This window comes from Halomonas profundus, from assembly GCF_020865425.1.
Taxonomy (GTDB): domain Bacteria; phylum Pseudomonadota; class Gammaproteobacteria; order Pseudomonadales; family Halomonadaceae; genus Vreelandella; species Vreelandella titanicae.
The window spans coordinates 1,399,517-1,425,461 of sequence record NZ_CP086344.1 but is presented as its reverse complement, the minus strand read 5'-3'; the positions used below and the strand labels follow the sequence as shown (position 1 = coordinate 1,425,461).

20 protein-coding genes are annotated in these 25,945 nt (G+C 53.9%); 3 read left to right on the top strand and 17 right to left on the bottom strand.

Going from position 1 to position 25,945, the window contains the following annotated elements; translation table 11 throughout:
* Window positions 1–91: 91 nt before the first annotated feature.
* From LMS44_RS06475 to LMS44_RS06445, 7 genes are all read right to left on the bottom strand, one after another.
* On the bottom strand, window positions 92–970 hold the full coding sequence (locus LMS44_RS06475; protein ID WP_009287309.1) for a carbohydrate ABC transporter permease: 879 nt from the start codon (window positions 968–970) through the stop codon (window positions 92–94).
* Complete coding sequence (locus tag LMS44_RS06470; RefSeq protein WP_027959701.1) at window positions 963–1,889, bottom strand: carbohydrate ABC transporter permease; 927 nt, start codon at window positions 1,887–1,889, stop codon at window positions 963–965. The genes LMS44_RS06475 and LMS44_RS06470 overlap by 8 nt, the downstream gene beginning before the upstream one ends.
* Window positions 1,890–1,982: 93 nt before the next feature.
* Window positions 1,983–3,242, bottom strand: coding sequence for an ABC transporter substrate-binding protein (locus LMS44_RS06465; protein ID WP_022520451.1), 1,260 nt, complete (start codon window positions 3,240–3,242; stop codon window positions 1,983–1,985).
* 111 nt (window positions 3,243–3,353) lie between these two features.
* Window positions 3,354–4,865: an ATP-binding protein gene (locus tag LMS44_RS06460; protein WP_278369029.1), complete on the bottom strand. Its 1,512-nt coding sequence runs from the start codon at window positions 4,863–4,865 to the stop codon at window positions 3,354–3,356.
* Window positions 4,862–5,587 (bottom strand): response regulator, encoded by a 726-nt coding sequence (locus tag LMS44_RS06455; RefSeq protein ID WP_009287305.1) that lies wholly within the window; start codon window positions 5,585–5,587, stop codon window positions 4,862–4,864. Before LMS44_RS06455 ends, LMS44_RS06460 begins: the two co-directional genes overlap by 4 nt.
* A 214-nt stretch (window positions 5,588–5,801) precedes the next feature.
* Window positions 5,802–8,009, bottom strand: coding sequence for a KAP family P-loop NTPase fold protein (locus tag LMS44_RS06450; protein ID WP_278369030.1), 2,208 nt, complete (start codon window positions 8,007–8,009; stop codon window positions 5,802–5,804).
* A 333-nt stretch (window positions 8,010–8,342) separates the two neighbouring features.
* Entirely contained in the window at window positions 8,343–9,140 is a 798-nt protein-coding gene (locus LMS44_RS06445; protein ID WP_278369031.1) for an HAD family hydrolase, read from the bottom strand.
* 173 nt (window positions 9,141–9,313) lie between these two features.
* Here LMS44_RS06445 and LMS44_RS06440 point away from each other — a divergent pair, with 173 nt between their 5' ends.
* Window positions 9,314–11,254 carry an exoribonuclease II gene (locus tag LMS44_RS06440; protein ID WP_278369032.1) on the top strand — a complete coding sequence of 647 codons (1,941 nt, stop codon included), beginning with the start codon at window positions 9,314–9,316 and terminating at the stop codon, window positions 11,252–11,254.
* Between the two features lie 106 nt (window positions 11,255–11,360).
* Here LMS44_RS06440 and rfbC read toward each other — a convergent pair whose 3' ends face one another.
* From rfbC to LMS44_RS06410, 6 genes are all read right to left on the bottom strand, one after another.
* On the bottom strand, window positions 11,361–11,909 hold the full coding sequence (gene rfbC / locus LMS44_RS06435) for a dTDP-4-dehydrorhamnose 3,5-epimerase (protein ID WP_278369033.1): 549 nt from the start codon (window positions 11,907–11,909) through the stop codon (window positions 11,361–11,363).
* A gap of 3 nt (window positions 11,910–11,912) precedes the next feature.
* Window positions 11,913–13,259 (bottom strand): NAD(P)H-dependent oxidoreductase, encoded by a 1,347-nt coding sequence (locus tag LMS44_RS06430; protein ID WP_278369035.1) that lies wholly within the window; start codon window positions 13,257–13,259, stop codon window positions 11,913–11,915.
* A 7-nt stretch (window positions 13,260–13,266) separates the two neighbouring features.
* Window positions 13,267–14,043: a glucose-1-phosphate cytidylyltransferase gene (gene rfbF / locus LMS44_RS06425; protein ID WP_009287302.1), complete on the bottom strand. Its 777-nt coding sequence runs from the start codon at window positions 14,041–14,043 to the stop codon at window positions 13,267–13,269.
* A gap of 15 nt (window positions 14,044–14,058) precedes the next feature.
* Window positions 14,059–15,159: an NAD-dependent epimerase/dehydratase family protein gene (locus LMS44_RS06420; RefSeq protein WP_278369037.1), complete on the bottom strand. Its 1,101-nt coding sequence runs from the start codon at window positions 15,157–15,159 to the stop codon at window positions 14,059–14,061.
* A gap of 814 nt (window positions 15,160–15,973) precedes the next feature.
* Complete coding sequence (locus LMS44_RS06415) at window positions 15,974–17,599, bottom strand: methyl-accepting chemotaxis protein (RefSeq protein WP_414120720.1); 1,626 nt, start codon at window positions 17,597–17,599, stop codon at window positions 15,974–15,976.
* A 317-nt stretch (window positions 17,600–17,916) separates the two neighbouring features.
* Window positions 17,917–18,273, bottom strand: coding sequence for a PHB depolymerase family esterase (locus LMS44_RS06410; protein WP_278369039.1), 357 nt, complete (start codon window positions 18,271–18,273; stop codon window positions 17,917–17,919).
* Between the two features lie 115 nt (window positions 18,274–18,388).
* On the opposite strand from LMS44_RS06410, the gene gpgS reads away from it, so the two are divergent.
* A complete protein-coding gene (gene gpgS / locus LMS44_RS06405; protein ID WP_414120723.1) occupies window positions 18,389–19,507 on the top strand; it encodes an N-acetylglucosaminyl phosphatidylglycerol synthase in 1,119 nt (372 codons plus the stop codon).
* The gene (gene gpgF / locus LMS44_RS06400; protein WP_278369041.1) at window positions 19,485–20,510 is read left to right on the top strand and encodes a glucosaminyl phosphatidylglycerol flippase; all 1,026 of its coding nucleotides are present in this window, start codon (window positions 19,485–19,487) and stop codon (window positions 20,508–20,510) included. The genes gpgS and gpgF overlap by 23 nt, the downstream gene beginning before the upstream one ends.
* A 90-nt stretch (window positions 20,511–20,600) precedes the next feature.
* Here gpgF and sucD read toward each other — a convergent pair whose 3' ends face one another.
* The 4 genes from sucD to odhB all read right to left on the bottom strand — a co-directional run bounded on the left by sucD (window position 20,601) and on the right by odhB (window position 25,926).
* Window positions 20,601–21,473, bottom strand: coding sequence for a succinate--CoA ligase subunit alpha (gene sucD / locus LMS44_RS06395; protein WP_009287300.1), 873 nt, complete (start codon window positions 21,471–21,473; stop codon window positions 20,601–20,603).
* The gene (sucC, locus tag LMS44_RS06390) at window positions 21,473–22,639 is read right to left on the bottom strand and encodes an ADP-forming succinate--CoA ligase subunit beta (RefSeq protein WP_009287299.1); all 1,167 of its coding nucleotides are present in this window, start codon (window positions 22,637–22,639) and stop codon (window positions 21,473–21,475) included. The genes sucD and sucC overlap by 1 nt, the downstream gene beginning before the upstream one ends.
* A 146-nt stretch (window positions 22,640–22,785) precedes the next feature.
* The gene (gene lpdA, locus LMS44_RS06385; RefSeq protein WP_022520465.1) at window positions 22,786–24,225 is read right to left on the bottom strand and encodes a dihydrolipoyl dehydrogenase; all 1,440 of its coding nucleotides are present in this window, start codon (window positions 24,223–24,225) and stop codon (window positions 22,786–22,788) included.
* A 126-nt stretch (window positions 24,226–24,351) separates the two neighbouring features.
* Window positions 24,352–25,926 carry a 2-oxoglutarate dehydrogenase complex dihydrolipoyllysine-residue succinyltransferase gene (odhB, locus tag LMS44_RS06380; RefSeq protein ID WP_414120726.1) on the bottom strand — a complete coding sequence of 525 codons (1,575 nt, stop codon included), beginning with the start codon at window positions 25,924–25,926 and terminating at the stop codon, window positions 24,352–24,354.
* Window positions 25,927–25,945 lie beyond the last annotated feature (19 nt).

Here is a 25,945-nt window from a genome sequence, read left to right as displayed (position 1 = left end):
CTGGGCGCTACTTTCGCCATCCCTGGCGAAAGACCCCCGCTACGGGCTGCTTCTGACCTTCTAGAAATGGTTGCCACTCACCTAGTTGTTATTAGCCTTTAACGGAACCGGCTGTCAGCCCGCGCACGAAGTATTTTCCCGCCAACACGTACACCACCAGGGTGGGCAGCGCGGCAATCATCGCCGCCGCCATATCCACGTTGTACTCGCGAACGCCAGTGGAGGTATTCACCAGGTTGTTTAGCGCCACGGTAACGGGCTGGGTGTTGTGGGCTGAAAACGCCACGCCAAACAGGAAGTCGTTCCAGATTTGGGTGAACTGCCAAATCACTGAGACGACAATAATCGGAGCCGAAACCGGCAGTAGAATGCGCCAGAAGATGCGGAAAAAGCCCGCGCCATCCAACTTCGCCGCCGATACCAGCTCGTTGGGGATACCCACGTAGAAGTTGCGGAAAAACAGCGTGGTGAAAGCGATGCCAAATACCACGTGAACCAGGATCAACCCGGCGCGGGAGCTGGAGATCCCCAGCCAGCCGAGGGTTTGCGCCATGGGCAACAGCACCACCTGGAAAGGAATAAAACAGCCAAACAGCATTAATGCGAAGACTAATTCAGAACCTTTGAAGCGCCATTTGGTCAGCGCATAGCCGTTAAGGGCACCGATAGTGGTTGAGATCAGCACCGCTGGAATCACAATCGCAAAGGAGTTCCAGAAGTAGCCGCCAACGCCATCGCAGCGCATGCCGGTACAGGCTTCACCCCAGGCTTTTGTCCACGGCGCGAAAGTGGGATTTTGCGGAAACGAGAGCAGCGACCCGGCGCTGATTTCGCTCAGCGGCTTCACCGAGGTCATCAGCATGACCACCAGCGGTAGAATATAGAACAGCGCGGCGAGTATCAGCACGCCATAGAGCAGGCCACGGCCCAGCCGCGCAGCGGGCGTCTGACGACGAATCACATTAGCCATGCTTGCGGCTCCTTAATTCGGAGTAGAGATAAGGAATCAAAATCGCCAACACGCCGCCCAACATCAGCATGGCGCTGGCAGAGCCCAAACCTATCTGCGCCCGGGTAAAGGCGTGGGCGTACATAAAGGTGGCGGGTAAATCGGTGGCATAGCCAGGCCCGCCGCCGGTGAGCGCGACGACCAGGTCAAAGCTCTTGATCGCAATATGGGCCAAAATCATCACCGCGCTAAACACGACTGGGCGTAGGCAGGGCATCACCACGCGCAGATAAATCCGCGGCAGACTAGCGCCATCCAACTGCGCTGCTTTGATAATGCTGTCGTCGATACCCCGCAGCCCGGCTAAAAACAGCGCCATCACAAAGCCTGACGCCTGCCATACGGCGGCAATCACCAGGGTATAAATCGCCATATCCGGATCGACAATCCAGTCAAAGCGAAACGACTCAAAGCCCCAGCCTTGAACCATCGCTTGAATGCCCAGCTGCGGGTTGAGTAGCCACTTCCACACTACCCCGGTAACAATAAATGACAGCGCCATGGGGTAAAGATAGATCGTACGCAGCGCGCCCTCTTGGCGAATTTTCTGATCAAGCAGTATCGCCAGCAGCGAGCCAATCGCCAGGCAAATCACCACGAACAGCACGCCAAAAATCATCAGGTTGGTCGAGGCGACCCACCAGCGCTCATTGGCCATCAGGCGTGCGTACTGACCAAAGCCGACAAAGTCATAGCTGGGCAGCATGCGCGAGCTGGTTAGCGAGAGTACGAACGTCCACAGCATGAAGCCGTAAACAAAGAACAGCGAAATTGCCACCGACGGTGCCAGCACCAGGCGAGGCAGCCACGCCTGCAAACCGCCGGATGGCGTCGACCGCTTAGCGCCAGCCCCTAAAGGCGTCGCAGAGGTATTTTTCATGGGGAGGGAATCTCTCATGGAGAAGTATCCTTGCCAAGCAACGAAGGCGCCGCCGTTGCAGCGGCGCCTGAAGAACGCTAACGCTAGAAAAGCCTAGAAAGAGGCCGCTTCGGCAGCGCTCACCATACGTTCTGCCGCTTCTTCAGCAGGCATATCGGCGTCGTTGAAGTAGTTGGTAACCACATCAAAAATGGCACCCTGTATATCCGCACGTACGGCCATACCGTGAGCCATACTGGGCACTAGGCCACCCTCTTCAGCGGTGCGCTGGAAATCAGCCAACGACTGCTGGGCACAGCTATCGAATTCGCTCATGTCCAGATCAGGCCGCGCAGGAATCGAGCCTTTGGCAAGGTTAAACGCTTCCTGGAAAGTAGGCTCAAGCACCAGGCGGGCTAACGCTTGCTGCGCTTCGCGCTCCTCGTCGTCGCTGACCCGGAACATGGCCAGACTATCGATATTGAAGGTGAACGCATCTTCGGTGCCCGGCGCTGCGGCACAGAGGTAATCTTCCCCGGCGGTCAGTCCGGCCGCAGTGAACTCCCCTTTGGCCCAATCGCCCATCAGCTGAAACCCAGCCACTCCTTCAATCACCATTGCCGTGGCAACATTCCAGTCACGCCCGGGCATGCCTTCATCCATCAGCTCGCGGGTACGCTTGAAGTCCTCAAGGGCATCGATCATTTGTTCGCCGCCCAGGGCTTCAGGGTCTAGTTCTACCAATGCCTGCTGATAAAACTCGCTACCCTGACCACCTAACAGTACGCTTTCGAAGACCGTAGCGTCCTGCCAGGATTGGCCGCCATGAGCCAGCGGTACGAAGCCCGCTTCTCGGATAGCCTCACCTGCCTCGAATAGTTCATCCAGCGTGGTGGGCATCTCTACCCCTGCCGCTTCGAGCACTTCGGGGTTGGCCCACAGCCAGTTTACCCGGTGCACGTTGACGGGTACCGCCACGTATTTGCCGTCGTGACGCATGATATCGGCCACGACTTCCGGCAGCAGTTCATCCCAACCTTCCGCATCGGCAACGCCGTTCAGGTCACCGAGCAAGCCAAGCTCACCCCACTCCTGAATTTCGGGGCCTTTGATTTGAGCTGCAGAGGGTGGGTTGCCCGACATGGCACGAGATTTAAGCACCGTCATGGCGGTTTCACCGCCGCCGCCTGCCACTGCAAAGTCCTGCCAACCGTAGCCTTCAGCTTCCATTAACTCTTTAAGCACGTTGGCAGCGCGAGCTTCACCACCGGAAGTCCACCAGTGCAGCACTTCAACTTCATTCGCTTGAGCGGTGGTGGCTAGCGTGGCACCTGCCAGAGCAAGCGCGAGGGTCGTCTTCTTAAGCGTCGACATGGAGTAACTCCTTATATTGTTATTGTCCTCTCGGACGTTCGACATCCAAGAGGTTACGCCAAGGCAAGCGTCAACGGGAGTTACCGAGTACTGCATAGTGTTGGGTTTTTATTACAAACCTGTAATAGTTTCCTGGCGGGGTAGCGAGAGAGTCACCACCAGCCCACCATCAGCATGGTTGGCGAGCGTGATATCGCCGCCATGGGCACGGGCAATATGCCGGGCAATGCCCAGCCCGAGGCCGCTACCACCCGTGTGTCGACTGCGTGAGGGCTCCAGGCGCACAAAGGGCGAAAACACCCGCCCCAATTGCTCTTCAGGTATACCTGGGCCGTGGTCACGAATACGCATGGTGACCGCGTTACCGTGATCTATTAGCTGCACATCGGCCTGCTTGCCATAGAACACCGCGTTCTCAAGCAGGTTTGCCAGGCAGCGTTTAAGCGCTACCGGTTTGACAATCAGCGGCGCGATAAGAGAACCACTTTTAATCTCGATAGTGACCTTACCACCCTGAAGGCTAAGCTCTTCGGCCAGCTCTTTGAGCAGGTGCGTTAGATCAACGGGCGCGGGTTCCTCATGCAGGTCTAAGCCTTTTACCGAGGCCAAGGCACCTTTAACCAAGCTATCCAGCTCATCCAATGAGGCGCAAAAACGCTCGCGCTGATAGTCGTCATCGAGCATCTCGGCGCGCAGGCGCATGCGGGTTAAGGGGGTTTTCAAATCATGGGAAATCGCCGAAAACAGCCGTTCGCGCTCCTCAATCTGCTCACGAATACGCCGCTGCATACGATTGAACGCCGCGGCGGTGGCGGCCACTTCTTTGGGGCCACTCTCCCGTAGTGGCGGCATATCCAAATCATCGCCCAACTGATTCGCTGCCCGTGAAAGCCGCGCCAGTGGCCGGGTCACGCTGGTAATACCCAATAGAGAAAGCGCCAGCACACTCAGCAGCACCAGTAACCCGACCAGCAAACGCTCTTCAGAAAGCCAGCGATAACCGCTGAAAATATCGGGTACGCCCAGCAGCGTGGCAACATAGAGCCAGGTGCCTGGGGCAAGCTCCAGTTGGACCACTAAAATCGGCGGCGAGAGTGGCTCCATCAGCAGGCTGTGCTGCCCCCAGCGGGGCGGTAGGTCGTAAAGCAGTACTTCGTTATTGAGCACACGCAGGTTTTCCGGGCGGGAGAACTCGACAATCACGTCGTCGATATTGAGCTGCTGGGTGAGCACCGAGCGCACATTGTTCACCACCACCTGTTTTTCCGGCCCGGAGCCGATATCGTCGATGGCCAGCCTGCGTTCGTTGACGCTAACAAAAAAGCGCGTGCCACCCATATTACGCAGCTGATCGAGCACAATATGGCGGTAATCAACGGGCAGTGAGCGGAAAAACTTCATGGTGGAGGCGATGCTAAACGCCATATTGGTGGACAGCTCATCAAGCTGTGCCAAGTGGCTGGAGCGCACCTGGGAAGTCCAGATGGCGTAGCTGGCCCCTTGGGCGACAAGCACTCCGGCGATCATGATGATCACGAAGCGCCCGCGCAGCGACGCCGGCAGCCAGCGGGCAGCTCGTCGGGATAAGCGTCGACGAATGGTTGCCCACTCCACGCGTCTCACGTTAATGCATCTACCTGGGCGGTTAACACATAGCCTGCCCCGCGCACCGTTCGAATCAACTGCGAGTGCTGGGCATCTTCACCCAGCCGTTGGCGCAGGCGGCAAACGTGGACATCAATGGAGCGATCAAGCGGCGGCGCGTCCCGCCCACGGGTAAGCGCGTATAGATCATCCCGAGTGAGCACCTTCGCCGGATGCTCTAAAAACACCTGCAATAGCTGAAAATCAGCCCCTGAAAGCGCGGCGCGCTCGCCCTGCAGGTCAATCAACTCGCGGGTCATGCGGTCGAGTTGCCAATTACCAAAACTGACCCAGCGCGCCTGCCCCGCAGGCAACTCTGGTGGAGCACTGCGGGTGCGTCGCAATACCGCTTTGACGCGCGCCAGCAATTCGCGGGGATTAAACGGCTTGCCCAAGTAGTCATCAGCACCCAGCTCCAGACCAAGAATGCGGTCGGTCTCATCGGCACTGGCGGTAAGCATGATTATCGGCACATCGCTGTGCTTTCGGACGTCACGGCAGATGGTAAAGCCGTCGTCACCGGGGAGCATTAAATCGACAATCAGCAAGTCGGGGGCGTGTTCTGCACGCAACGAATGCAGCGCTTGGGCACCGTCCGCCGTAAATACCCGGTAACCGTGCCGCCCCAGGTAGTCCGCGAGCAGTTCACAAATTTCCGGGTCATCGTCGACCACAATCAAAGTAGCAGGGGTTGTCGTCATCGCAGCGGGTTCAGCCCTACACTGTTGTCGTTATTGGGCCTTGATGATGGTCGACAGGCTGGGCAGTAGCAATAGCGCTACGACCAAGGTTGCATTAGCGTTAATTGTTGACGAAAGTCACGCGCACGTTGGCGCTTAAAAGTCCAAACCGCTCCCTCAGCCACTTGGCAACGGCGGCTTAGCCTTAGTATCAGTCCGGCGATAAAGTTAGAAACTAATGTCGAGACTGCTCAATTGCTGTATTCAGTTCAGCAACTCTGTCACTGAATTCACCATCTTTTAACCGCTCCAGACGCATAAGTGTTTCGTCCCAGTCAAGAAACAGCGTGACAGACTCTTTTGAAAGAGGGTGGTAGATTTTATCACTCATTACCCACCCTCTAAGATGGTTCAAAATATTGAGAAAACCATCGTCGTCTTTGCAATAACCTTGTACCCACTCGACGACTTCATCGTCTCCAGTAATGTTCATCCAACCGTAGAGGTACGCTGAAACATCGGGCAAACCAGGTATTAGCTTTTTAATAGCTGGCTGACTAATACGCTCCTTAAGGATTTTGATCGCTTGATCAAGAATCTGTTCCGAAATCTCCCATTGATCCGCACGCTCTGCCTTATCTCCTACCTTGCCGTGACGAAAAAGTTGGCTTCGAAAGAAATAGCCAACTAACCAATTTATGGCCTCTCCGTCACTCGCAACTTTTAAGACAGTCTCGCATTGTCTATCTGGATTTAAAGCCTGCAATCGCCTAAGACAGCTCTTCATTACCAAGTTCGCAATTCCATCTAATGAAAGTGAAAAAGCACGATGATCACCATCCTCCTTGAGTGCAATGTCCATCATATTTGAAAGAGAAAGAAGCAACCCTACCAACTGATCTTCATCAAGTCCTGATATACACGCATCATCCAATCTATCCAACACATGTTCAAACCAAGTTTTACCAGAACTGCGTCGTTTTATAACTTCCTCAGATAGGCGTGATGTAAGTTTTTTAACATCAGCTTTCGCCAACTCTAACAAGCTCTTGAAATCTTCATCTTGCATGACAGTCTTTGGGCCAGTTAAAGCAAAGTAAAACCTATAATGTAGCGGACTACCGAGCCTTTTTAGTCTTATTGCCTCTGAGACTGACAAAGGACTCGTTTGATTAAAAACACTCTCTTCGGGCTTTTTTTGGTTAGACACGCCGGGGACAAATCGTTGCAAGCTCCAAATTGACTGGGCTGACCCAACACCCTCTAACGGTAAAATTTTCTTTAATTCCTCACCTATTCTAGCTCTTTCATCACTTGCAACAGTTGCGTCACCTGTCACTAGAACAGAGCGCACTGACAAGTATGTCTCCAACCATTGGTACAATTTGTAATGTGTAGTTTTGATCAAATGCAGGCGACAGAAATCTGGAAAATGTACATCGTCTTTGATCTGTGGAAATACAAAGCGAATGGCGTTCAGAGAAAGTTTCACTTCACGCGGAGTAGAGAGCCGCATACCCTGTTGATCAACCGCAGCTTTCAAGTCATCCAGCAGCTCACCTTCGGCGTTGTTCCCAATCACTTTCGCATAAATAGATTGAGCTTCTTCTAAGAACTGGATACGTAAATCAAACGGCTCTGGAAGTGGAATATTGAAAGTAAGCTGCACAATTTTTTGCAAATAAAGATCGCCATCTTCTACTTTCAGGCCTGTTTTCAACGCTTGTGCCAATACTTCACGGTCATAGCACATTAAGTAGGCAACCTTTGGGAAGTCAGCGACAGAACGGACGAGGCGCACGACTTCGACTGCTTGTTCTGGCTCTAGGCGATCAAGATCATCTAGGATGATAACAAACCCAATATTCAACTCTTGGATTTTTCGACCTATTTCTTGCTTCAATTCAGAAGGTGTCTTTTCTGTCGATAACACCTGCTCCACCGCGATTGCGCCTGCTTCAAGCGTACCGCCAACGAGCTTAGCTCCTGGAACAAGGTATCCTACAACATTTGCAATTGATGCAGCTCTTCGCGCTGTCTTTGGGCCGTAGGCACGGAGTAATTGGCCTACTTCAGCTAGCCGCGCTTTAGATTCGTGAGCCTGCCCACCATCAGCTTGAGCGATTTCATCTTCTTTTTTCTTTAGTATCGCAGTCATTGGCTCTAGCAACGAAGTTACTAATGATGAAGTATCTCCATTTAACCAAGGCGCAATTGTGATGGTATAGATTTCCTCATCTTGAGCGGCAACAAGCTCATGCCGAAGAAAGTTTAGAAGCGAAGTCTTACCTGAGCCCCATTTCCCCTCCAATCCAATGACTATTCCATCGCCTTTTGATGCTTCGACGAGTGAAGGAGCCAGCCTTTTTGCCATATCAGCGAAACCAAATTTATCTTCTGCAGCGTTCTCCAGCGCCCTATCCGAGTCCAATCGAGTTGTCATTTTTTAATCCAGTCCAGTTTGCTTAATCAAGCCATATCGATCACATTAGAAATATCTATAGCTCAAAATAGCTTTTGTAAATAGCAATATAAGCACTGTAGATTACTTTATAAATGGAGCTGTAAGAGTAAATTATTCCCCAGATAATCCGCCAGCAGCTCGCGGACTTCCGGGTCAACGTCGACAACCATTAAGGTAGCAGGCTTGGTTGTCATCGTGGAAAGCGCCCCTCGGTTCTTGGCGTTTAGGGGCTAGATGATGGTGGAGCGACTCGTCTACCACAAGAGGCTATCGACTTAAGGTGGCAAAAAGCTAAAGTTACAGAGCTAAATGCTACAGTACAAACCGCTCCCTTAACCACTCGGCAACGGCGGCTTCACCATGGTGGCCGATACGCTCAGCGCCCGGAACACGATCAAATAGCGCCGGGTGAGCATTGGCCATGACTTGGGCCTCCCCTGCTAAATCAAGCATTTCGGTATCGTTAAGGTTATCGCCAAACGCTAAACAATCTGCGGGCGTTAAGCCCAACCGTTCCAGCAGTGATGACAGCGCCACACCTTTGTTGACCCCGCCGGCCATGATTTCCAGAGAATCAATGGTGGAATAGGTAATATGCAGCCCGTCGCCGTGGGCCTCTTGCGCCTGTGCTTCTAACTGCTTTAGCGCCTTTGGGTCGCCTAGATAGAGCACTTTGCCTACACCGTTAGTGTCCATTTGCGCGGGGGACACGACTTCATAGCCAAACCCTGTAGAGGCATGAAGAGATAATAAGTGCGGGGCCTCTGAATCAATATGCCAGCCGCTTTCGCGATAAAGATTAAGCCGTACTTGAGGAGGGCGCGGAAGACCGATTAGCGTCTTTGCATATTCAGGCTCAAGGTGATTAGCCGCCAACAAAGCATCGTTGGGATCATGTACATAAGCACCATTGGTGCTAATCAAGTGCGCGGGAATATCCAACTGATCACGAAACACCTTCATATCGTGGTAGTGGCGGCCAGAGGCGAGCGCGACATGATGACCTTGCTTCACCAATGCTCTTAGCACCTCGATGGTGCTCTCGTGCAGGGTGTGGTCGCTTCCTAATAGGGTGCCATCCAGGTCAGAAACAATTAAGCGAGGTGTCATAGCGCGCTCCGTGAGTATGAATATTCAGCTTAACCGATTCCCTTGAGCGCATGTAAGCCTTTGACTCGCCATTACCAAAGCCAACATCAGGGCCAACATCGCATAGCGACAATTGGCGCAGCCTGCGGGAATCCGTATAGTGGCAGCCTAACTCTCGCCAACTGATTGAGCTCATGCTTCAGAACAACGCCATGCTTGCCCAGCTCAAGCAACAGATTCGTCAAACCACCCCCCGCGCTGAAGGGGTGATCAAAGCTACTGACAAAGGTTTCGGGTTTCTCGAAACCGACGACGGTGAATCCTATTTCGTGCCGCCGCCCGCCATGAAGCAGGTGATTCACGGTGATCGCGTGGAAGGCGTGATTCACGAGAACGGTGACAAAAAGTCCATTGAGCCGGAAAAGCTGATTGAAGCGGGTCTTGATCGGTTTGTCGCCCGGGTGCAAAAGCGCGAAGGTCGCCTATCTGTCGTCCCCGACCATCCGTCGATTAAAAATATTATCAAGGCGCGGATAAAGAACAGCCTTGATGAGGACACCATTGCTGACGGCGACTGGGTCGTTGCCCGCTTGGTACGCCATCCGCTAAAAGCCGATGACCGCGCCTTCTTTGCCCAGATTGATGAGCTGGTGGCTAAAAGCGACGACCCTGCGGTGCCGTGGCGCGTTACGCTGGCACGCCATGCGCTGGAACAAGAGTGCCCCGACGCGGGCACCGACTGGCCGCTGATGGATGAAGGTCTGACCCGCGAAGACCTAACCGCTACGCCCTTCTTCACCATTGATGGTGAGAAGACCCGCGATATGGATGATGCGCTGCACGTGGCTACCCGTGCGGAAGGCGGCTGGCGGTTGAGCGTAGCGATTGCCGACCCCACCGCTTATGTGGAAGAGGGCCATGCGGCTGATTTAGAAGCTCGCACTCGCGCCTTTACCGTTTACCTTCCCGGCCAAAACGTCACTATGCTGCCAGAGCAGCTAGCGGATGATCTCTGTTCGTTGTGGGAAGACAAGGAGCGCCCCGCGCTGGCCTGTACGCTGGATATTAATGCCGACGGCAGCATGGGCGATTACCGCTTTTTTGCGGCGAACGTTAAATCTCACGCCAAGCTCGTTTACGACAACGTCTCCGACTGGATCGAAGGTCAAGGCGACTGGGCACCCGCGGATGAGATCGCCGAGCAGCTTACTGCGCTGCGTGATTTGACCGAAGCGCGTACCGCTTGGCGCAATGAACACGCGCTGGTGTTTAAAGACCGTCCCGACTACGTGTTTGATCTCGATCCCGCGGGTAACGTATTGGCGGTGCGCACCGAAGAGCGCCGCATTGCCAACCGCATGATCGAAGAGTCGATGATTGTGGCCAACGCCTGCTGCGCGGACTTCCTGGCCCAGCATATCGGCCACGGTATCTTTAACGTGCACCGCGCCTTTGAGCCGGAAAAAGCCGAAGCTGCACAGGAGTTTCTGGCAGGTCAGGAGATTGTGGTTGAGCGCGAAGCGCTCACCGAGCTTGCCCGCTACACCGAGCTTAAGCGTGCACTGGAAAGCCGCGACGACGCCTGGCTGGATGCGCGCCTGCGGCGCTTCCAGGGTTTTACCAGCATGTCGGCCCAGCCCGGCCCGCACTTTGGCCTGGGCCTAGCCGCCTACGCTACCTGGACGTCGCCAATTCGTAAGTATGGCGATATGGTCAACCACCGCCTGATCAAACGCGTGTTGAAAGGCGAACAGGCCCCCGCCGAAGCGACCCAGCAGCTCACCGAGCAGTTGACGGAACGCCGTCGCTTGAACCGTATGGCCGAGCGCGACGTGAAAGACTGGCTCTACGTGCGTTACCTGACGCCCGCTGCGCAGAACCAGGATACGTTTGAGGCCGAAATCATGGCCATCAACCGTGGCGGCATGCGCGTTCGTCTGGTTGAAAACGGCGCAACGGCGTTTGTGCCCGCGCCCTTGATGCACAGTGACCGCAGCAAAGTGGTCATTGACGATAAAGAGGGCCGTATCCAGATCGAGGGCGAAGAGCGTTACAAGCTTGGTGATCCGTTACGCGTAGTGCTCACCGAAGCACGTGAAGAGACCCGCTCGCTGGTGGCAAAGCCCACTGATTGATGGGTCATCACTAGCTAGATATTACCTAAAGGGGCAGCAATCACGCTGCCCCTTTTTTAGTGTGTTTGGTTGATACCTGGATTCGCTACTAGTTATTCGCTAATAACTAAAAAAGCGCTTCGTTTCGCTCACTGATTAAGGGCCAGCTAGCGTCTTTTTCAGACACCACCGTGGGTGGCATCGGCCACTCAATCGCGAGACGTTCATCGTTATAGCGCAAACCACTTTCAGCCTCGGGATGATAGGCCGCCGAGACCAGATAGCTGACTTCAACAGCGTCGGTCAGCGTCTGAAAGGAGTGCGCAAAGCCTGGCGGTACATACAGCTGGTGCCGGTTTGCATCGGTTAATTCAAATAACTGATGGTGCAAGTAGGTTTCCGAATCTTCACGGATATCCACGATGACATCGACAATCGCGCCTCGAATGCAGCGCACCAGTTTGGCTTCGGCATGGGGCTGCCGCTGATAATGCAACCCCCTTAAGGTGCCTCGCTGAGCAGAAAAGGAGGTATTCTGCTGCACAAAATCACTCAGCAGGCCATGGCGCTCAAACTCCGTATGGCACATGGTACGGGCAAAAAAACCGCGTTCATCACCATGTGGTTCAAGCTCTATCAGGCGGGCATCCTTGAGGTTCGTTTGATAAAAATGCATGTCTTACTCCGTGAACGTAGTAGCGACACCAGGCGTCAATTCCAGGGCAAACATGGCTTCCTGTTCGGCATAAAGACGGTCGATCAGCCGCCCTGGCGGTATACGCACATCATCAAAGGTCAGCGCCGCATCCTTTTCCACATGGCCCACCACCTGACAGCCCAGCGCTAGCCCGATAGGCAACAGCCGTTCCCTGCGTATTACCTCAATGTTTTCCGCCACACCATAGACTTCAAAACCGCCGAGTTCTTCTATTGTTTCCCCCTCTCGCAACGCTTTTTTGGCTATGGCGATAACGCCCACCCTCGGGCCCTCTAAGGGGGATAACACTGGATCACGGAAAAGCACGGCACGGGCAACGGACGTGGGCACTTCGAAATGGCAAAGGTGGTAGGGCGTTGTGAAGCAGTAATATGGCCCCTCGCCCAACTTGTAGAGTTCGAGATAGTGGCGCTGGCGGGGGCTATCAATTGTCCCGAGCACAAATACGCCCGGCCCTGGCTGCGCTCCAACAACATAATCAACCAAACCCGGTTCCTCTGGGTTCAAGTAGGGCTCAAATGCCGACACCGCCTGTTCGATGGGCAGTAAAGGGCCACCGGCTACGCCACCGGAGAAATCAGGGCCCAACATACCGCGTTGCGCCACTTGCATGCCGGTGCCGTTGGCGACGATCGCCTGTTCGAACGATATCTTGGTACCATCAGCAAAAGAGGCCACCATTGCCGGCTTTTGCCCCCAGCGTTTAGCAAAGCTCTCCTGGGTAGCCGGATTGCGATATGGGTCATGCAAGCCTTTAATGTTGCCACACAGTACCGGCTTAATGCCTAGCCCGGCGACGAACCGATAGAGATTCATCTGTACACCAGGCTGGTCGCCATCAGCAAAGCTGTAGACAACCCCTGCCGCATCGGCTTTCACTTTCAAGATGGGGCCGATCGTGCCGTCGAGTTCCGCGTTCATTTGAATGACGTCTTTACCACTTTCCAGCGCCGCCAGGACGGCATGCGCCGCGAACTCCAACGAGCCAGTGACTTCAATAATTGCATCCAATCCCTCTGCGCGTGCCAGTGCCACGGCATCCTCGATGACTGCCGGTCGCCCAGCCGCAATCGCCGCTTCAAGTTCCTGCTGAGTCTCGCAGGCGACTGGCTCAATCCCGGTTTGCTGGAAGACTTTGATCGCTGCATCCAAATGACGATTGGCAATCGCACAAAGGCGCATCCCGGGCGTAGCGGTCATAATCTGCAGACCGATACCGCCCGCTTGGAACCCCGCCCCGACCATCCCCACTCGAATGGGATTACCCTGCGCCTCTCGTTGGGCAAGCGCCGTATCAACAATAATCATTGATGGTTCATTCCTTCCAGAGCTTCCAGGGGGCGCCTTCTGCCCAGGCGGTCTCGAGTACCATTCTGTCTCTCAGCGTATCCATGCTTTGCCAGTACCCGTTATGATGGAAGTAGCCCAATTTCCCCAGCTCGATCATCCGGTTCATGGGCTCGTTTTCCCATACGGTCTGGCTATCGTCGATCGTCTCGAACACTTCCGGATTACAGACGAAGAAGCCGCCATTGATCAGCCCTCCATCTATTTCGCCCTTTTCACGAAAGCCCTCTACCTGGCTGTTGCCCTCTTTCAAACGCAGGGCACCGTAGCGGCCCGGCTGCGTTACTGCCGTCAGGGTGCACCAATTTTTCGAGGCCAGATGTGAGTCGATCAAGGCATTGATATTCAGATCACTCAACCCATCGCCATAGGTCAAACAGAAAGGCTCATCTGCCAGGAGAGACATTGCCTTCTTGAGACGCCCTCCGGTCATGGCATCGGCGCCTGTATCCAGCACAGTGATTTTCCAATCATCATTAACGCTCTGAAGCCAGTCGACGTTACCTGTCTTCAGATCGATGGTGTAATCGGTTCGATTGCCGCGATAATTGAGGAAATAGTCACGGATGTACTCCACCTTATAGCCACCCAGGACGATAAACTCCTTTAAGCCATGATGGGCGTACATCTTCATGATATGCCAAAGGATCGGCCGACCACCCACTTCCACCATGGGCTTGGGGCGAATGGCTGTTTCTTCACTTAAGCGCGTTCCGAACCCTCCCGCGAAAATTGCGACTTTCATAGTCTAGCCTCCGTTTCAGGCCTCAAGGTTAATGTGGGTAGCAGCAGACAAAGCACTCGGGGTGTCTGCATCACACATTTGCCAGCGCAGGTTTTCAGATAGACGGCGCGCAGTGATATGTGCCTGCAGCGCATGCAGACGCATATAGCGCGAGGCTCGGAACTGGGTATCGGAAAACTCCATGCTTTTGAGCCCATTGATCAATCCCATGATCGAATCTATTAGCGTCATTTGTGGTTGGTGCTCAGGTGCCAACTTGGCAAACAGGCTGAAATCCACTTGGTAGGAGCGACTGTCCGCCGGGGCTTGGGTATTGATACTCAGCGTGGTGCCGGGAACGGCTTTGGCCACTGCAGTGGCTAAGTCTCGCACTTGATGATTGCGTTCGTTCGATCCGGTATTGATATTGAGTATGCGCCCGCCGTTTTCAGGCTTGCGCTGTACTGCCCAATCGACAGCTCTGGCCATATCGGAGACGTCGATCAAGGGCCGCCAGGGAGACCCATCGCTAAGCACGGTAATATGCTGCTGACTTAGGGCACAGGCAACGAAATCATTGAGCACCAGATCCAGCCGTAAACGCTCTGACATTCCGCAAGCAGTCGCAAAGCGTAAACTGGTAATCACCATGTCGCCCCCAATGCCGGCTAACGCTTCTTCAGCTGCTATTTTCGAGCAGGCATAGGCGGTAACGGGAGCCACGGGATCCAACTCACTGCGCGGAGCCCCTAAAGCGATGCCATAAATGCTGCAACTTGAGGCAAAAACGAAGTTTTCTACCCCCGCCTGAGCCGCTGCCTTGGCAATCTCAACCGTCGCCTGCTGATTGACCTCAGCTGTCACTGCGGCGAAACGGTCTCCCATGGGGTCATTGGAAATCGCCGCCAGTTGAACTACAGCCGTATAACCTTCAAAAAAATCAGCCGGAATATCTCGCACATCCCCCATAAACTGCTGGTCGAGATAGCGCTCAGGAAGAAGTTCGGCATTCGTCAAACAGTGTGCGAAGTAGGCAGTGTCATACCCATGAAGAGTGGCGGATGGGTGACGTAAGGCTAGCTCCCGCACCACAACGGAGCCAACATAGCCCATGTTCCCTATGACCAAGATTTTCAAAATACCACCTCGCCATTATCGTCAATTAAACGAGTTTCTCTACGCTCTTATTTTCAATCTTATTTAATTCCGATGTTTTTATTCATGCCTACTTGTTGCATTGCATATTTCTGGACTAAAAAGTGTATAGCAGGTAACACAAGGATACTTTAAAGCAATAAAAAAATTGCCACTTCCCAATCAGAAACACTTAAGCCGGACAATGTGACTACTGCTTATATAAGTAAAAATCACATGTAAACTAACAACACTACACTCCAGCACTAGATTTTTAATGTATTAAAAAATCAATGTATTATGATCTTTATAATTAAATTTCTTCCGGTAGCCCTCATGAAAAGCCACACATCCGCACATATTACAATAAGAAACATAAAAATTACCAAAGATTACATTTTAAAGATAAGTGACACCGCTTTTACTGTCAAGAATAGAGGCGGGTTAAAAATCTAGTCTGCAGTACTATTTTTTTCATGTAATAAAGCAAAAAAAAGAGTGCTTTTTTCAAACATTGCTTTTTATTTCTCTATATACTTTTTATAAAATCTGCCATCAATCAGTCTTACTAGCAGCTCACCCAGCCTATGATAAAGCCTCGGCGTTGATGCCAGTGGTGTTTGTTCCCATTGACTATGGCAGAGGAGTGATTGATGACAAAAAAGAGCGTACCCAGACCGAAGAATTAGAGTGTTATACGCTTGTCAGTTCGCTGCGCGAAGAGGACCACTTCCTGATGGCACAACCTAGTGAAAAACTTTATTAGCCCATTAAAAAGCAGCAGCGCCTTTGAGGCGCCACTGTTGTTATCAGATTATTAGAACTCTGCTTGTCTTGCAGCCGAGGATAAGGCCATTGCAGGCTTGTACTCTGTTGCTTTTTTCACAACAGCTTCATCTATCTGAAAGGCAGCTACCAGCTCGCGAAGACGCCCAGCCTGATCTTCCAAGGAAAAGGCTGCATTAGTCGATTGCTGAACCAGGGTGCTGTTTTGCTGAGTAGTAGAATCCATTTCAGTAATAGCCGTATTGATCTGCTCGATACCACTACTTTGCTCCCGAGTGGCAGAAGAGACCTCGACCATCAGCATAGCAAGGCGCTGGATCACCGCTTCCGTCTCACCAATAGTCGCAGCGCCTCGCTCCGCTTGGTCAGAACATAGCTTTATTTTGCTACGCGTATCGTCCAGCATAGTGCGAATCTCACCTGCTGAAGCGGCACTGCGGCTTGCTAACGCACGCACTTCTGTTGCCACCACCGCAAACCCACGGCCTTTATCACCAGCACGCGCCGCTTCAACGGAGGCGTTTAAGGCCAGGATATTGGTTTGAAATGCAATGGTATCGATGGCCTCAACGATCTTATCCATGCTAAGCGATGCGGCTGTCACTTCGCGCATTAATTCCACACTTCGGGAAACTTCTTCGCCACTGCTTTGCATCTGTTGCGAAGCATTATGGGCCAGCGTATCAGCCTCTTTGGTTGAATCGCTATTCTGACGAACCGTTGCCGTCATCTCCTCCATACTAGAAGCCGTTTCCTGCAAGGCAGCTGCCTGCTGCTCAGTGCGAGCGGCGAGCTCCTGCCCACCTTGGGCAATCTCATTGGCTCCGTTCAAGACATTCTCACTGGAGTCACGTAGTGATGCGACCAGAGTAGTGAGCGCTTTACTCATTTCGGCCATGGAGGTTAATAACTGAGCCGTTTCATCACGCCCTGTGGCTAAGATATCGTGTCGCAGATCCCCTTCCGCTACGCGCTGGGCAACCTCAACGGCCCGCCGCAAAGGCAGAACGATGCTACGCGTAATGGCAATTGCCAGCGCCAGCGCCATCAACAACGCCACCCCCGCAAAAATACAAAGCTGCCAAATAGCCAAACGATACTCAGCATTTATCGCCTCATTAGCCGTCTTGACCCCTTCAGCAGCCACTAGGCTAATTTCATCAGCCAACTCCTCAAGCTGGTAGATACTCTCTTTATGCTCACCGAAAGCCAGATTGGCTTGAGAGGTTTCGGTAATACTGCCTAACTCAATTTGGCGATAGACTGACAGAAAACCCTCTTCATACCCCTGGAGGGCGCTTCCTGCCTGTTGGTACAAAGCATCGAGGCTATCTTTATCGGCAATTTGGCTACCCGCCTGGAAGGCGGCCTGTATTTCTTCGATGGTCGCCGCCCAACTTTGCTGATAAGCCGCTACACGATCACGACTGTCAATATTGATGAAGATATCTTTTTCAAAGCGCCGCGCTTGCAATGCCAGGCGCTGAATTTCAGCGGCATTGCTTGCGAGTGCTACGTCCGTGTCCAAGGTTTTTTGGGCAGTATCCTTGGTGAAGGTGATGCCCATAATTCCCGCTATTAAAGTGCCCAAAAGAAATAGCGAGACCAAGCCAAAAGCCAGTGCGAGCCGAGTGCCGATCTTGAACCGTGAAAGCATTGCCAAATCCTAACAAGTGAAAGAGCTAGGATTTTAGGCAACAAGAATGAAAACTGTAACTCAACCTTTGCAAACTATTGTCAACTTTTATACATAATCAAAGAGTATCTACTATACCAGCGCGTCTCACCTGCACTAACTTACTGACAGACTAGACATAACCTGAGCAGATATCGGCCAGTTCTATGACACTATCTGCCGATGCTGACAGAAGAACCGCAGCATTTCCCGGGCAGCGTCAGGGCCTTGAGGGTCGGTATAGCTGCCCTTTTTGCTACCTCCTGACCAAGCCATGCCCCCATGGATACGCCACTGCTCTAAGCATGGCTTACCCGAAGCATCACGGTGGGTGGTACAGGTGTAGCCGCGGCCCTTGGAACGTTGCCTTGCACTACCGTCGCTCCTGCTTGACGCGATGTGCTGTACTGGGCGGCCACGCGATCCGCGTTGCGGGGGAGCACGGTGGTGTCGCGGTCGCCATGAAACATAATCGCTGGCACATCCGACGCCCACCCGGCTCCTTTTGCTTTGTTACCGCCAGCGAGGGGCCCTGTGCCTCCCTGCATGACCCCCAAGGCATCGGGGGAACTCTTGACCACGCCGTGGAGCAGCCCAGAGTGCACGCCTACCGCCGCAAAGATATCGGGGTAGATCATCGCCAGAGTGGTCGCCATGGTGGCGCCTGCCGAGAGCCCTGCCACATAGACACAAACGGGCTCCGTTGTCTCTGAACTGACTTATTTCTCCTTTATGGTGAAACGATGACACTCTTTGGGGTTGGAGGTTAGCTTGCACATTGCCGATGTGACGATGTTTCATGCCCCCGCCAGCGGCGGTGTGCGTACCTATTTGCAGGCCAAACACCGTGTTTTCTCGCGTATTCCACAGCTGCGCACCAGCCTGCTGGTGCCGGGGGCGGAGCGGGATAGTCTTGGCGACCACCACACGCTACCGGCGTTACACCTTCCTTTGGGGCAAGGTTACCGCTTTCCGCTACGCGGTTCTCCGTGGCGTGATGCACTGATTGATCTGAAGCCCGATCTGATAGAGGCTGGCGACCCCTATGTAACGGCCTGGGCGGCGCTCGATGCGGGGCAACGCCTCGGCGTGCCTGTGGTGGGCTTTTATCACTCTGATCTTCCGCGCCTGATGGGTGATCGCTTTGGGCGCTACGTTGAGAAACGCTTAACCCACTATGTCACGACGCTTTATAGCCAGTTTGATAGCGTGCTGGCACCCTGTAACGCCATGGCGAATCGACTGAATGACTGGGGCGTCGATAACGTTCGCGTTCAGCCATTGGGCGTCGATTTGGCGCAATTCAATCCCCAGCAGTGTGACTCTGCGTTTCGCCAAACCATGGGTATACCCAGCGACAAAAAGCTGCTGATCTTTGTGGGCCGCAATTCCCGCGAGAAAAATATTGATGTGCTGCTTACGACGATGCGTCAGCTAGGCAGCGATTACCATTTGCTGCTGATGGGGCCCGGCATGCCACATCACGTACCCAGTAATGTCACCATCGTTGATCGCTGTTGTGGCGCCCACGAGGTCGCGAAGGCGCTAGCCAGTAGCGATGCGCTGTTACATGCGGGCACCCGAGAAACCTTCGGCTTAATTGCTCAGGAAGCGATGGCAAGCGGCATTCCAGTAATAGCAGCGAACGCAGGGGCGCTGGCAGAAAACGTGCCGCTGGGGGCGGGTATTTTATGCAAACCGCTCGACCCCGTTGCCATGGCGGAGGCGTGTGTGGCACTGTTCAGTAATGATGTCGCCGCCAGTGGGCGCTATGCGCGCCGCCATGTAGAGCGCCATTTCAACTGGGATGGTGTCATGCATTCCCTGCTGGAGCACTATCAGCAGCTTTGCCACGGCAGCCAACCGTATGCACTCCACCAACACCACTAGTCGCCGTCAGCTACTGAAGTGGCGACCCATCCATGGTGTGATGATTGCCTTAGCGCTGATTGCACCGCTAGTGCTCACTGCTTGGCTGGGTGGCGCTGAAGCACTGCAGCGCGTCAAACACTTCCCACTTGGGCTGCTGTTATTGATGCTGGTGATGGCCTTTCTGTGCTGGAACCTGAATGCAGCAAGGCTACGTTTGATGCTGGGTGGCCGTGCGGGCAGGCTCGGCCAGCGCGGCGCGCTGGGCATCGAGCTGGCGTCCAAGTTTGCCCTGTGCGCCACCCCAGGCGGCAGCGGTGGCCCAGCGACCCTGTTGTTGTTGCTTGCGCGGCGCGGCTTTCCGCCTGCCAAGGGCGCGGCGGTGTTCCTGATTGATCAAGGCTGCGATTTACTGTTCTTCCTGGCCATGCTGAGTGGCCTGGTGCTCTTTTCAATGCTAAGCGACACCCAGTGGCCACATCAATCGCTCGTACAGTGGGCACTGGTAGGATTAGCGTTCATGGCAGCGCTGGTGATTGTCGTAATGCGTTATCTACCCAGTCTCTTGCGCTCACCCGGCGTGAACACGCCATGGCCAAGCCGATATCAGCGACGCTGGCTCGTACGGCGCCTCTTGCGCTGTCGGCATGCGTTAAAGGTCACCCTTAAGCTCCCGCGCAGTATACTGATCACCATGCTAGCGCTGACGACAGTGCACTGGCTCATGCGCTACAGCTTGCTCTATTTGGCAGTACTGGGAGTAGGTGGCCATGCGGACTGGATGTGGACATTCTTGACCCAGATGCTGGCGATGGCAGCCAGCCAATTTAGTTTTCTGCCCGGCGGCGCGGGTGCTGCGGAGGTGGGCGTAGGAAGCCTGTTGTTGCCTTTGATGGAGCGCGAGCAGGCCGCAGCGGCGGTACTGGTGTGGCGGTTGGTCAGCTACCATTTATATTTGGCGGCAGGCGCGCCGCTCTTTGTACTGTATAGCTATCGCATGCTGCGTTGCTCACCGACGCCATAGCAACATTAGCCAGAACAACATTAAATGTGCAGAAATGAATAAGGGCGCCCCTCGGGGCGCCCTTATAGCGTGCAGCTAAACGTCAATGGCTTACCAGCCAGTCACTTCTTTCAGCGCATCACCGATTTCAGCCAAAGAGCGCACGGTTTTAACACCAGCGTCTTCTAGAGCAGCAAACTTCTCGTCAGCGGTGCCTTTACCGCCAGAGATGATCGCGCCCGCGTGGCCCATACGCTTGCCAGGAGGTGCAGTAACACCGGCAATGTAGGAAACCACGGGCTTGGAAACGTTAGCTTTGATGTAAGCCGCCGCTTCTTCTTCAGCCGTGCCACCGATTTCGCCGATCATGACGATAGCTTCGGTTTTCGGGTCTTTCTCGAACATCTCAAGAATGTCGATGAAGTTAGAGCCCGGAATCGGGTCGCCGCCGATGCCCACACAGGTAGACTGACCAAAACCGTGATCAGTGGTCTGCTTAACGGCTTCATAGGTCAAGGTACCAGAGCGCGATACGATACCGACACGGCCCGGCTGATGAATGTGGCCCGGCATGATGCCGATTTTACATTCGCCTGGGGTGATAACACCTGGGCAGTTGGGGCCGATCAGACGTACGCCCAGCTCGTCGCACTTCACTTTGGCTTCGAGCATATCCAGCGTGGCGATGCCTTCAGTGATGCACACAATCAGCTTGATACCGGCATTCGCCGCTTCAAGGATCGAGTCTTTACAGAACGGCGCCGGTACGTAGATAACGCTGGCTTCCGCGCCGGTTTTCGCTACCGCTTCTTTCACGGTGTTGAAAACGGGCAGACCGAGGTGCTCCTGGCCGCCTTTACCCGGCGTAACACCACCGACCATTTGCGTACCGTAGGCAATCGCCTGCTCGGAGTGGAACGTGCCTTGGCCACCGGTAAAGCCCTGGCAGATGACCTTGGTGTTCTTATCGATCAGGATGCTCATTACTTGCCCTCCGCCGCTTTAACGACCTGCTGAGCCGCGTCGGTCAGACTGGTAGCCGCGATGATGTTCAAACCGCTAGATGCTAGTTTTTCAGCACCCAGCTCGGCGTTGTTACCTTCCAGACGTACGACAACCGGTACGTTGACACCCACTTGCTCAACGGCACCGATAATGCCTTCAGCAATCATGTCGCAACGAACGATACCGCCGAAAATGTTAACCAGTACGGCTTTAACATTGTCGTCAGAGAGGATGATTTTGAACGCTTCTGCCACGCGCTCCTTGGTGGCGCCGCCGCCAACGTCCAAGAAGTTAGCGGGCTTGCCGCCGCTCAGGTTGACGATGTCCATGGTACCCATGGCCAAACCTGCGCCGTTAACCATGCAGCCGATGTTGCCATCAAGCGCGACATAGTTAAGTTCCCACTTCGCCGCATCGGCTTCACGCTGATCTTCTTGCGAAGGATCACGCATGGCCTGCAGGTCAGGGTGACGGTATAGAGCGTTGCTATCCAGACCCAGTTTGGCGTCGAGGCAGTGCAGATTGCCTTCTTCAGTGACGACCAGCGGGTTAATTTCCAACAGCGCCAGGTCTTTGTCGTGGAACAACTGAGACAGACCCAGGAAAATCTTGGTGAACTGCTTGATCTGGTCGCCCTTCAGGCCCAGCTCAAAGGCTAGCTCACGCGCTTGGTACGGCTGCGCGCCGACCAGCGGATCGATTTCGGCTTTGAGAATCTTTTCCGGCGTCTCTTCTGCAACCGTCTCGATCTCGACACCACCTTCGGTGGAGGCCATAAAGACCACACGACGGGTAGTACGGTCAACCACGGCACCGAGATACAGCTCATCGGCGATGTCAGTGCAGGTCTCAACCAAAATCTTGGCAACCGGCTGACCTTTTTCGTCAGTCTGAAAGGTTACCAGGTTTTTACCCAGCCACTGCTCTGCAAATGTTTTGGCTTCAGCCGGGTCTTTAATCAGCTTAACGCCACCCGCTTTACCACGGCCACCGGCGTGAACCTGGGCTTTAACCACCCACATGTCACCACCGATTTTTTTGCAAGCCTCTTCCGCTTCTTCGGGCGTGTCGACTGCAAAGCCTTTAGACACTGGTAGACCATAGTCGGCAAACAGCTGTTTACCTTGATACTCGTGAAGATTCATCGATTCATGCCATTGGTTGCATGTGACTCGAACGATGATCAGTTTCTAAAAAACTGGTCATCCCCGTTCTTTCGATCTTTGTGGATTAAGACAAAGCCGAAAGTTTGCGCCACCCTTAAAAGGTGGCGCTTCGTTGTTTAACTAAATTACTTACGCTTCTTGCGATTGGCCATATGAATCGCGTGACCATCTACCGCAAGTGCTGCTTCGTGAATTGCTTCAGCTGTCGTTGGGTGCGCATAACACGTCAATGCCAAATCCTCAGCGCTGGAGCCGAACTCCATGGCAATCACACCCTGGGCAATCAATTCGCCAGCGTGTTGACCCACAATGTGCATACCGAGAATGCGGTCAGTTTCCGCATCAGCGATGATCTTAGCCATGCCATCTGAAGCGTTGTTGGCGAGCGCCCTACCGTTAGCTGCAAACGGGAAAGAACCCGTTTTAATCTCAATTCCAGCAGCCTTGGCTTCCTGCTCGTTAATACCGACCCAAGCCACTTCTGGTGCGGTATAGATCACGCTAGGAATAGCGTCATAATTCATCTCAGCCTTATGGCCAGCGATAATATCGGCCACCATAACGCCTTCTTCAGAGGCTTTATGCGCCAGCATTGGGCCGCGTACACAGTCGCCGATAGCATAAATGCCCGGGACGTTGGTACGGCACTGGTCATCGACAAAGATAAAGCCACGCTCATCCAACTCAACGCTAACGCCTTCGTCAATTACGCCTTTGGTGTAGGGGCGACGGCCAACACAAACGATGAGCTTGTCAAAGGTCATCTCTTGTTCGCCGTTGGCATCGCTGTACTTCACAACGACTTCTTCGCCTTTGACTTCCGAACCGGTCACACGAGCGCCGAGTTTGATATCCAGGCCCTGCTTCTTGAGTAGCTTCTGGGTCTCCTTGGCGATGGCGGTATCCACCATCGGCAGGAAGGTGTCCATGGCTTCAAGCATAGTGACTTCACTGCCCAGGCGACTCCACACACTGCCCAGTTCGAGACCGATGACGCCAGCCCCAATCACACCCAGACGCTTAGGTGCCTCGGTAAATTCAAGTGCACCACTAGAGTCAACGATCAAGCCTTCGGTCATCGGGGTCGGAGGAATCTCAACCGGCACAGAGCCCGCTGCGATAACAATGTTGTCAGCGTCATAGGTGGCTTTTTCACCATCATGGCCAGTAACTTCGACCTGCTTAGACGCGACTACTTTGCCGGTGCCTTCAAGGGCGGTAACACCATTGGCTTTGAACAACGCGCTAATACCGCCGACGTTCTTGGCGATGACCTGATCCTTGAACTCAAGCATCTTGGCAATGTTCGTTGACACATCGCTGATTTCAATACCAATCTCGGCGTAATGGTCACGGGCCTCAACAAACTTGTGCGAGGTTTCCAGCAAGGCCTTCGAGGGAATACAGCCCACGTTTAGGCAAGTGCCGCCGTGAACTGTCTTACCTTCCTTGTTAACCCATTTTTCGACACAGGCCGTTTTTAGGCCCATCTGTGCGGCACGAATGGCGGCGACGTAACCGCCAGGGCCGGCACCAATAACGATCACATCAAACTTATCAGCCATGTTGGCTCCTCTAGCTTGCTGGCCTTCCGCCCGCTTTAACTCGAACCGGGCGGAAGGCTGTGTACGATTGCAGATATATCCTGGTTAAGCAGAAGCGTACTAAATCAATATGACGCTTATGCTTTTTTAGATATCCAGCAGTAGACGTGCCGGGTCTTCCAGCAATTCTTTCAAGGTGACCAAGAATTGAACGGCGTCTTTGCCGTCGATCATACGGTGGTCATAAGAGAGCGCCAGATACATCATCGGGCGAATCTCGACCTTGCCGTTGATGGCCATCGGACGATCCTGGATTTTGTGCATGCCCAGAATGGCAGTTTGCGGCGGGTTGATGATCGGGGTGGACATCAACGAGCCAAAGGTACCGCCGTTGGTGATGGTAAAGGTGCCGCCGATCATGTCGTCCATGCCCAGCTTACCGTCACGACCACGCTTGCCGAAGTCGACAATCTTGCGCTCGACGTCAGCGATTTTCATGCTGTCGGTGTCACGCAGTACCGGTACAACCAAACCACGGTCAGTGGATACCGCAACGCCGATATCCTGATAACCGTGATAAACGATGTCGGTGCCGTCGATAGAGGCGTTAACGTCCGGGAACCGCTTGAGCGCTTCTGAAGCCGCTTTTACAAAGAAGCCCATAAAGCCCAGCTTAATGTCGTGAGCTTTTAAGAACGTCTCTTTGTACTGCGCACGGAGGGCCATGATCTCGGTCATGTCCACTTCGTTGTAGGTAGTCAGCATCGCCGCGGTTTGCTGCGCCTGAACCAGGCGCTTGGCGATGGTCTGACGCAGACGGCTCATCGGTACGCGCTTCTCGATGCGCTCACCTTCGGCAGCTGGTGCCGCGGCAGCTTTCGCTGGTGCAGACGATTTTGCTGCTTTCTTGGCAGAACCGTCTTTGACCGCTTTCTGAACGTCTTCTTTCAAGATGCGGCCACCTTTGCCGGTGCCTTCAATCTTGGCAACGTCCAGGTCATGCTCGGCAACCATTTTACGTGCGGCCGGAGCGAGGATTTTGTCACCGACTTTCTCGTCGGCGCCATCGCCATCGCTGCTGTCTGCTTTAGCGGACGCTGAATCGCCACCGCTTTCGCTTCCACTGTCGCCACCGGCCCCTTCGGTGAAGGTCGCAAGAATCGCTTCAGATTCAACCTGGCTACCCTCTTCGGCTTTAATTTCAGCCAGGGCGCCATCGGCCGGAGCGACCACTTCCAGCACAACCTTATCGGTTTCGATGTCGGCCAGCACGTCATCGCGCTTGACCGCTTCACCGACTTTTTTGTGCCAGGTCGCCACGGTGCCTTCCTGGATTGACTCAGGGAAGCTGGGGGCTTTTACGTCGTGTTGCTTGCCGCCACCGCTGGCTTTTTTCTCTTCTTTCTTACCTTCAGACTTCTCTTCGGATTTTTCAGCGCTGTCATCGCCCGAAGATTTCTCTTCTTTTTTGCTGCCAGACGCGCTGCCTTCGCCGATTTTGCCCAGCACCTGTTCTGACGCAACCGTATCGCCCTCTTCGGCCATTACGTCGGTCAGGGTTCCCGCTTCCGGTGCGACGACTTCCAGCACCACTTTGTCGGTTTCGATCTCAACAATCAGCTCGTCACGCTCAACGCTGTCACCCGGCTTTTTATGCCACGCCGCCACTGTGCCTTCGGCAACGGATTCCGGAAAGGTTGGCGCTTTGATCTCAGTAGCCATGTCGTTTCCCTTATATGTT

Bases quoted from the DNA above. Each gene is read 5' to 3' on its own strand.
- LMS44_RS06475 (WP_009287309.1), bottom strand. From the start codon at position 970: ATGGCTAATGTGATTCGTCGTCAGACGCCCGCTGCGCGGCTGGGCCGT.
- LMS44_RS06470 (WP_027959701.1), bottom strand. From the start codon at position 1,889: ATGAAAAATACCTCTGCGACGCCTTTAGGGGCTGGCGCTAAGCGGTCG.
- LMS44_RS06465 (WP_022520451.1), bottom strand. From the start codon at position 3,242: ATGTCGACGCTTAAGAAGACGACCCTCGCGCTTGCTCTGGCAGGTGCC.
- LMS44_RS06455 (WP_009287305.1), bottom strand. From the start codon at position 5,587: ATGACGACAACCCCTGCTACTTTGATTGTGGTCGACGATGACCCGGAA.
- LMS44_RS06450 (WP_278369030.1), bottom strand. From the start codon at position 8,009: ATGACAACTCGATTGGACTCGGATAGGGCGCTGGAGAACGCTGCAGAA.
- LMS44_RS06445 (WP_278369031.1), bottom strand. From the start codon at position 9,140: ATGACACCTCGCTTAATTGTTTCTGACCTGGATGGCACCCTATTAGGA.
- LMS44_RS06440 (WP_278369032.1), top strand. From the start codon at position 9,314: ATGCTTCAGAACAACGCCATGCTTGCCCAGCTCAAGCAACAGATTCGT.
- rfbC (WP_278369033.1), bottom strand. From the start codon at position 11,909: ATGCATTTTTATCAAACGAACCTCAAGGATGCCCGCCTGATAGAGCTT.
- LMS44_RS06430 (WP_278369035.1), bottom strand. From the start codon at position 13,259: ATGATTATTGTTGATACGGCGCTTGCCCAACGAGAGGCGCAGGGTAAT.
- rfbF (WP_009287302.1), bottom strand. From the start codon at position 14,043: ATGAAAGTCGCAATTTTCGCGGGAGGGTTCGGAACGCGCTTAAGTGAA.
- LMS44_RS06415 (WP_414120720.1), bottom strand. From the start codon at position 17,599: ATGCTTTCACGGTTCAAGATCGGCACTCGGCTCGCACTGGCTTTTGGC.
- LMS44_RS06410 (WP_278369039.1), bottom strand. From the start codon at position 18,273: ATGGCGACCACTCTGGCGATGATCTACCCCGATATCTTTGCGGCGGTA.
- gpgF (WP_278369041.1), top strand. From the start codon at position 19,485: ATGCACTCCACCAACACCACTAGTCGCCGTCAGCTACTGAAGTGGCGA.
- sucD (WP_009287300.1), bottom strand. From the start codon at position 21,473: ATGAGCATCCTGATCGATAAGAACACCAAGGTCATCTGCCAGGGCTTT.
- sucC (WP_009287299.1), bottom strand. From the start codon at position 22,639: ATGAATCTTCACGAGTATCAAGGTAAACAGCTGTTTGCCGACTATGGT.
- lpdA (WP_022520465.1), bottom strand. From the start codon at position 24,225: ATGGCTGATAAGTTTGATGTGATCGTTATTGGTGCCGGCCCTGGCGGT.
- odhB (WP_414120726.1), bottom strand. From the start codon at position 25,926: ATGGCTACTGAGATCAAAGCGCCAACCTTTCCGGAATCCGTTGCCGAA.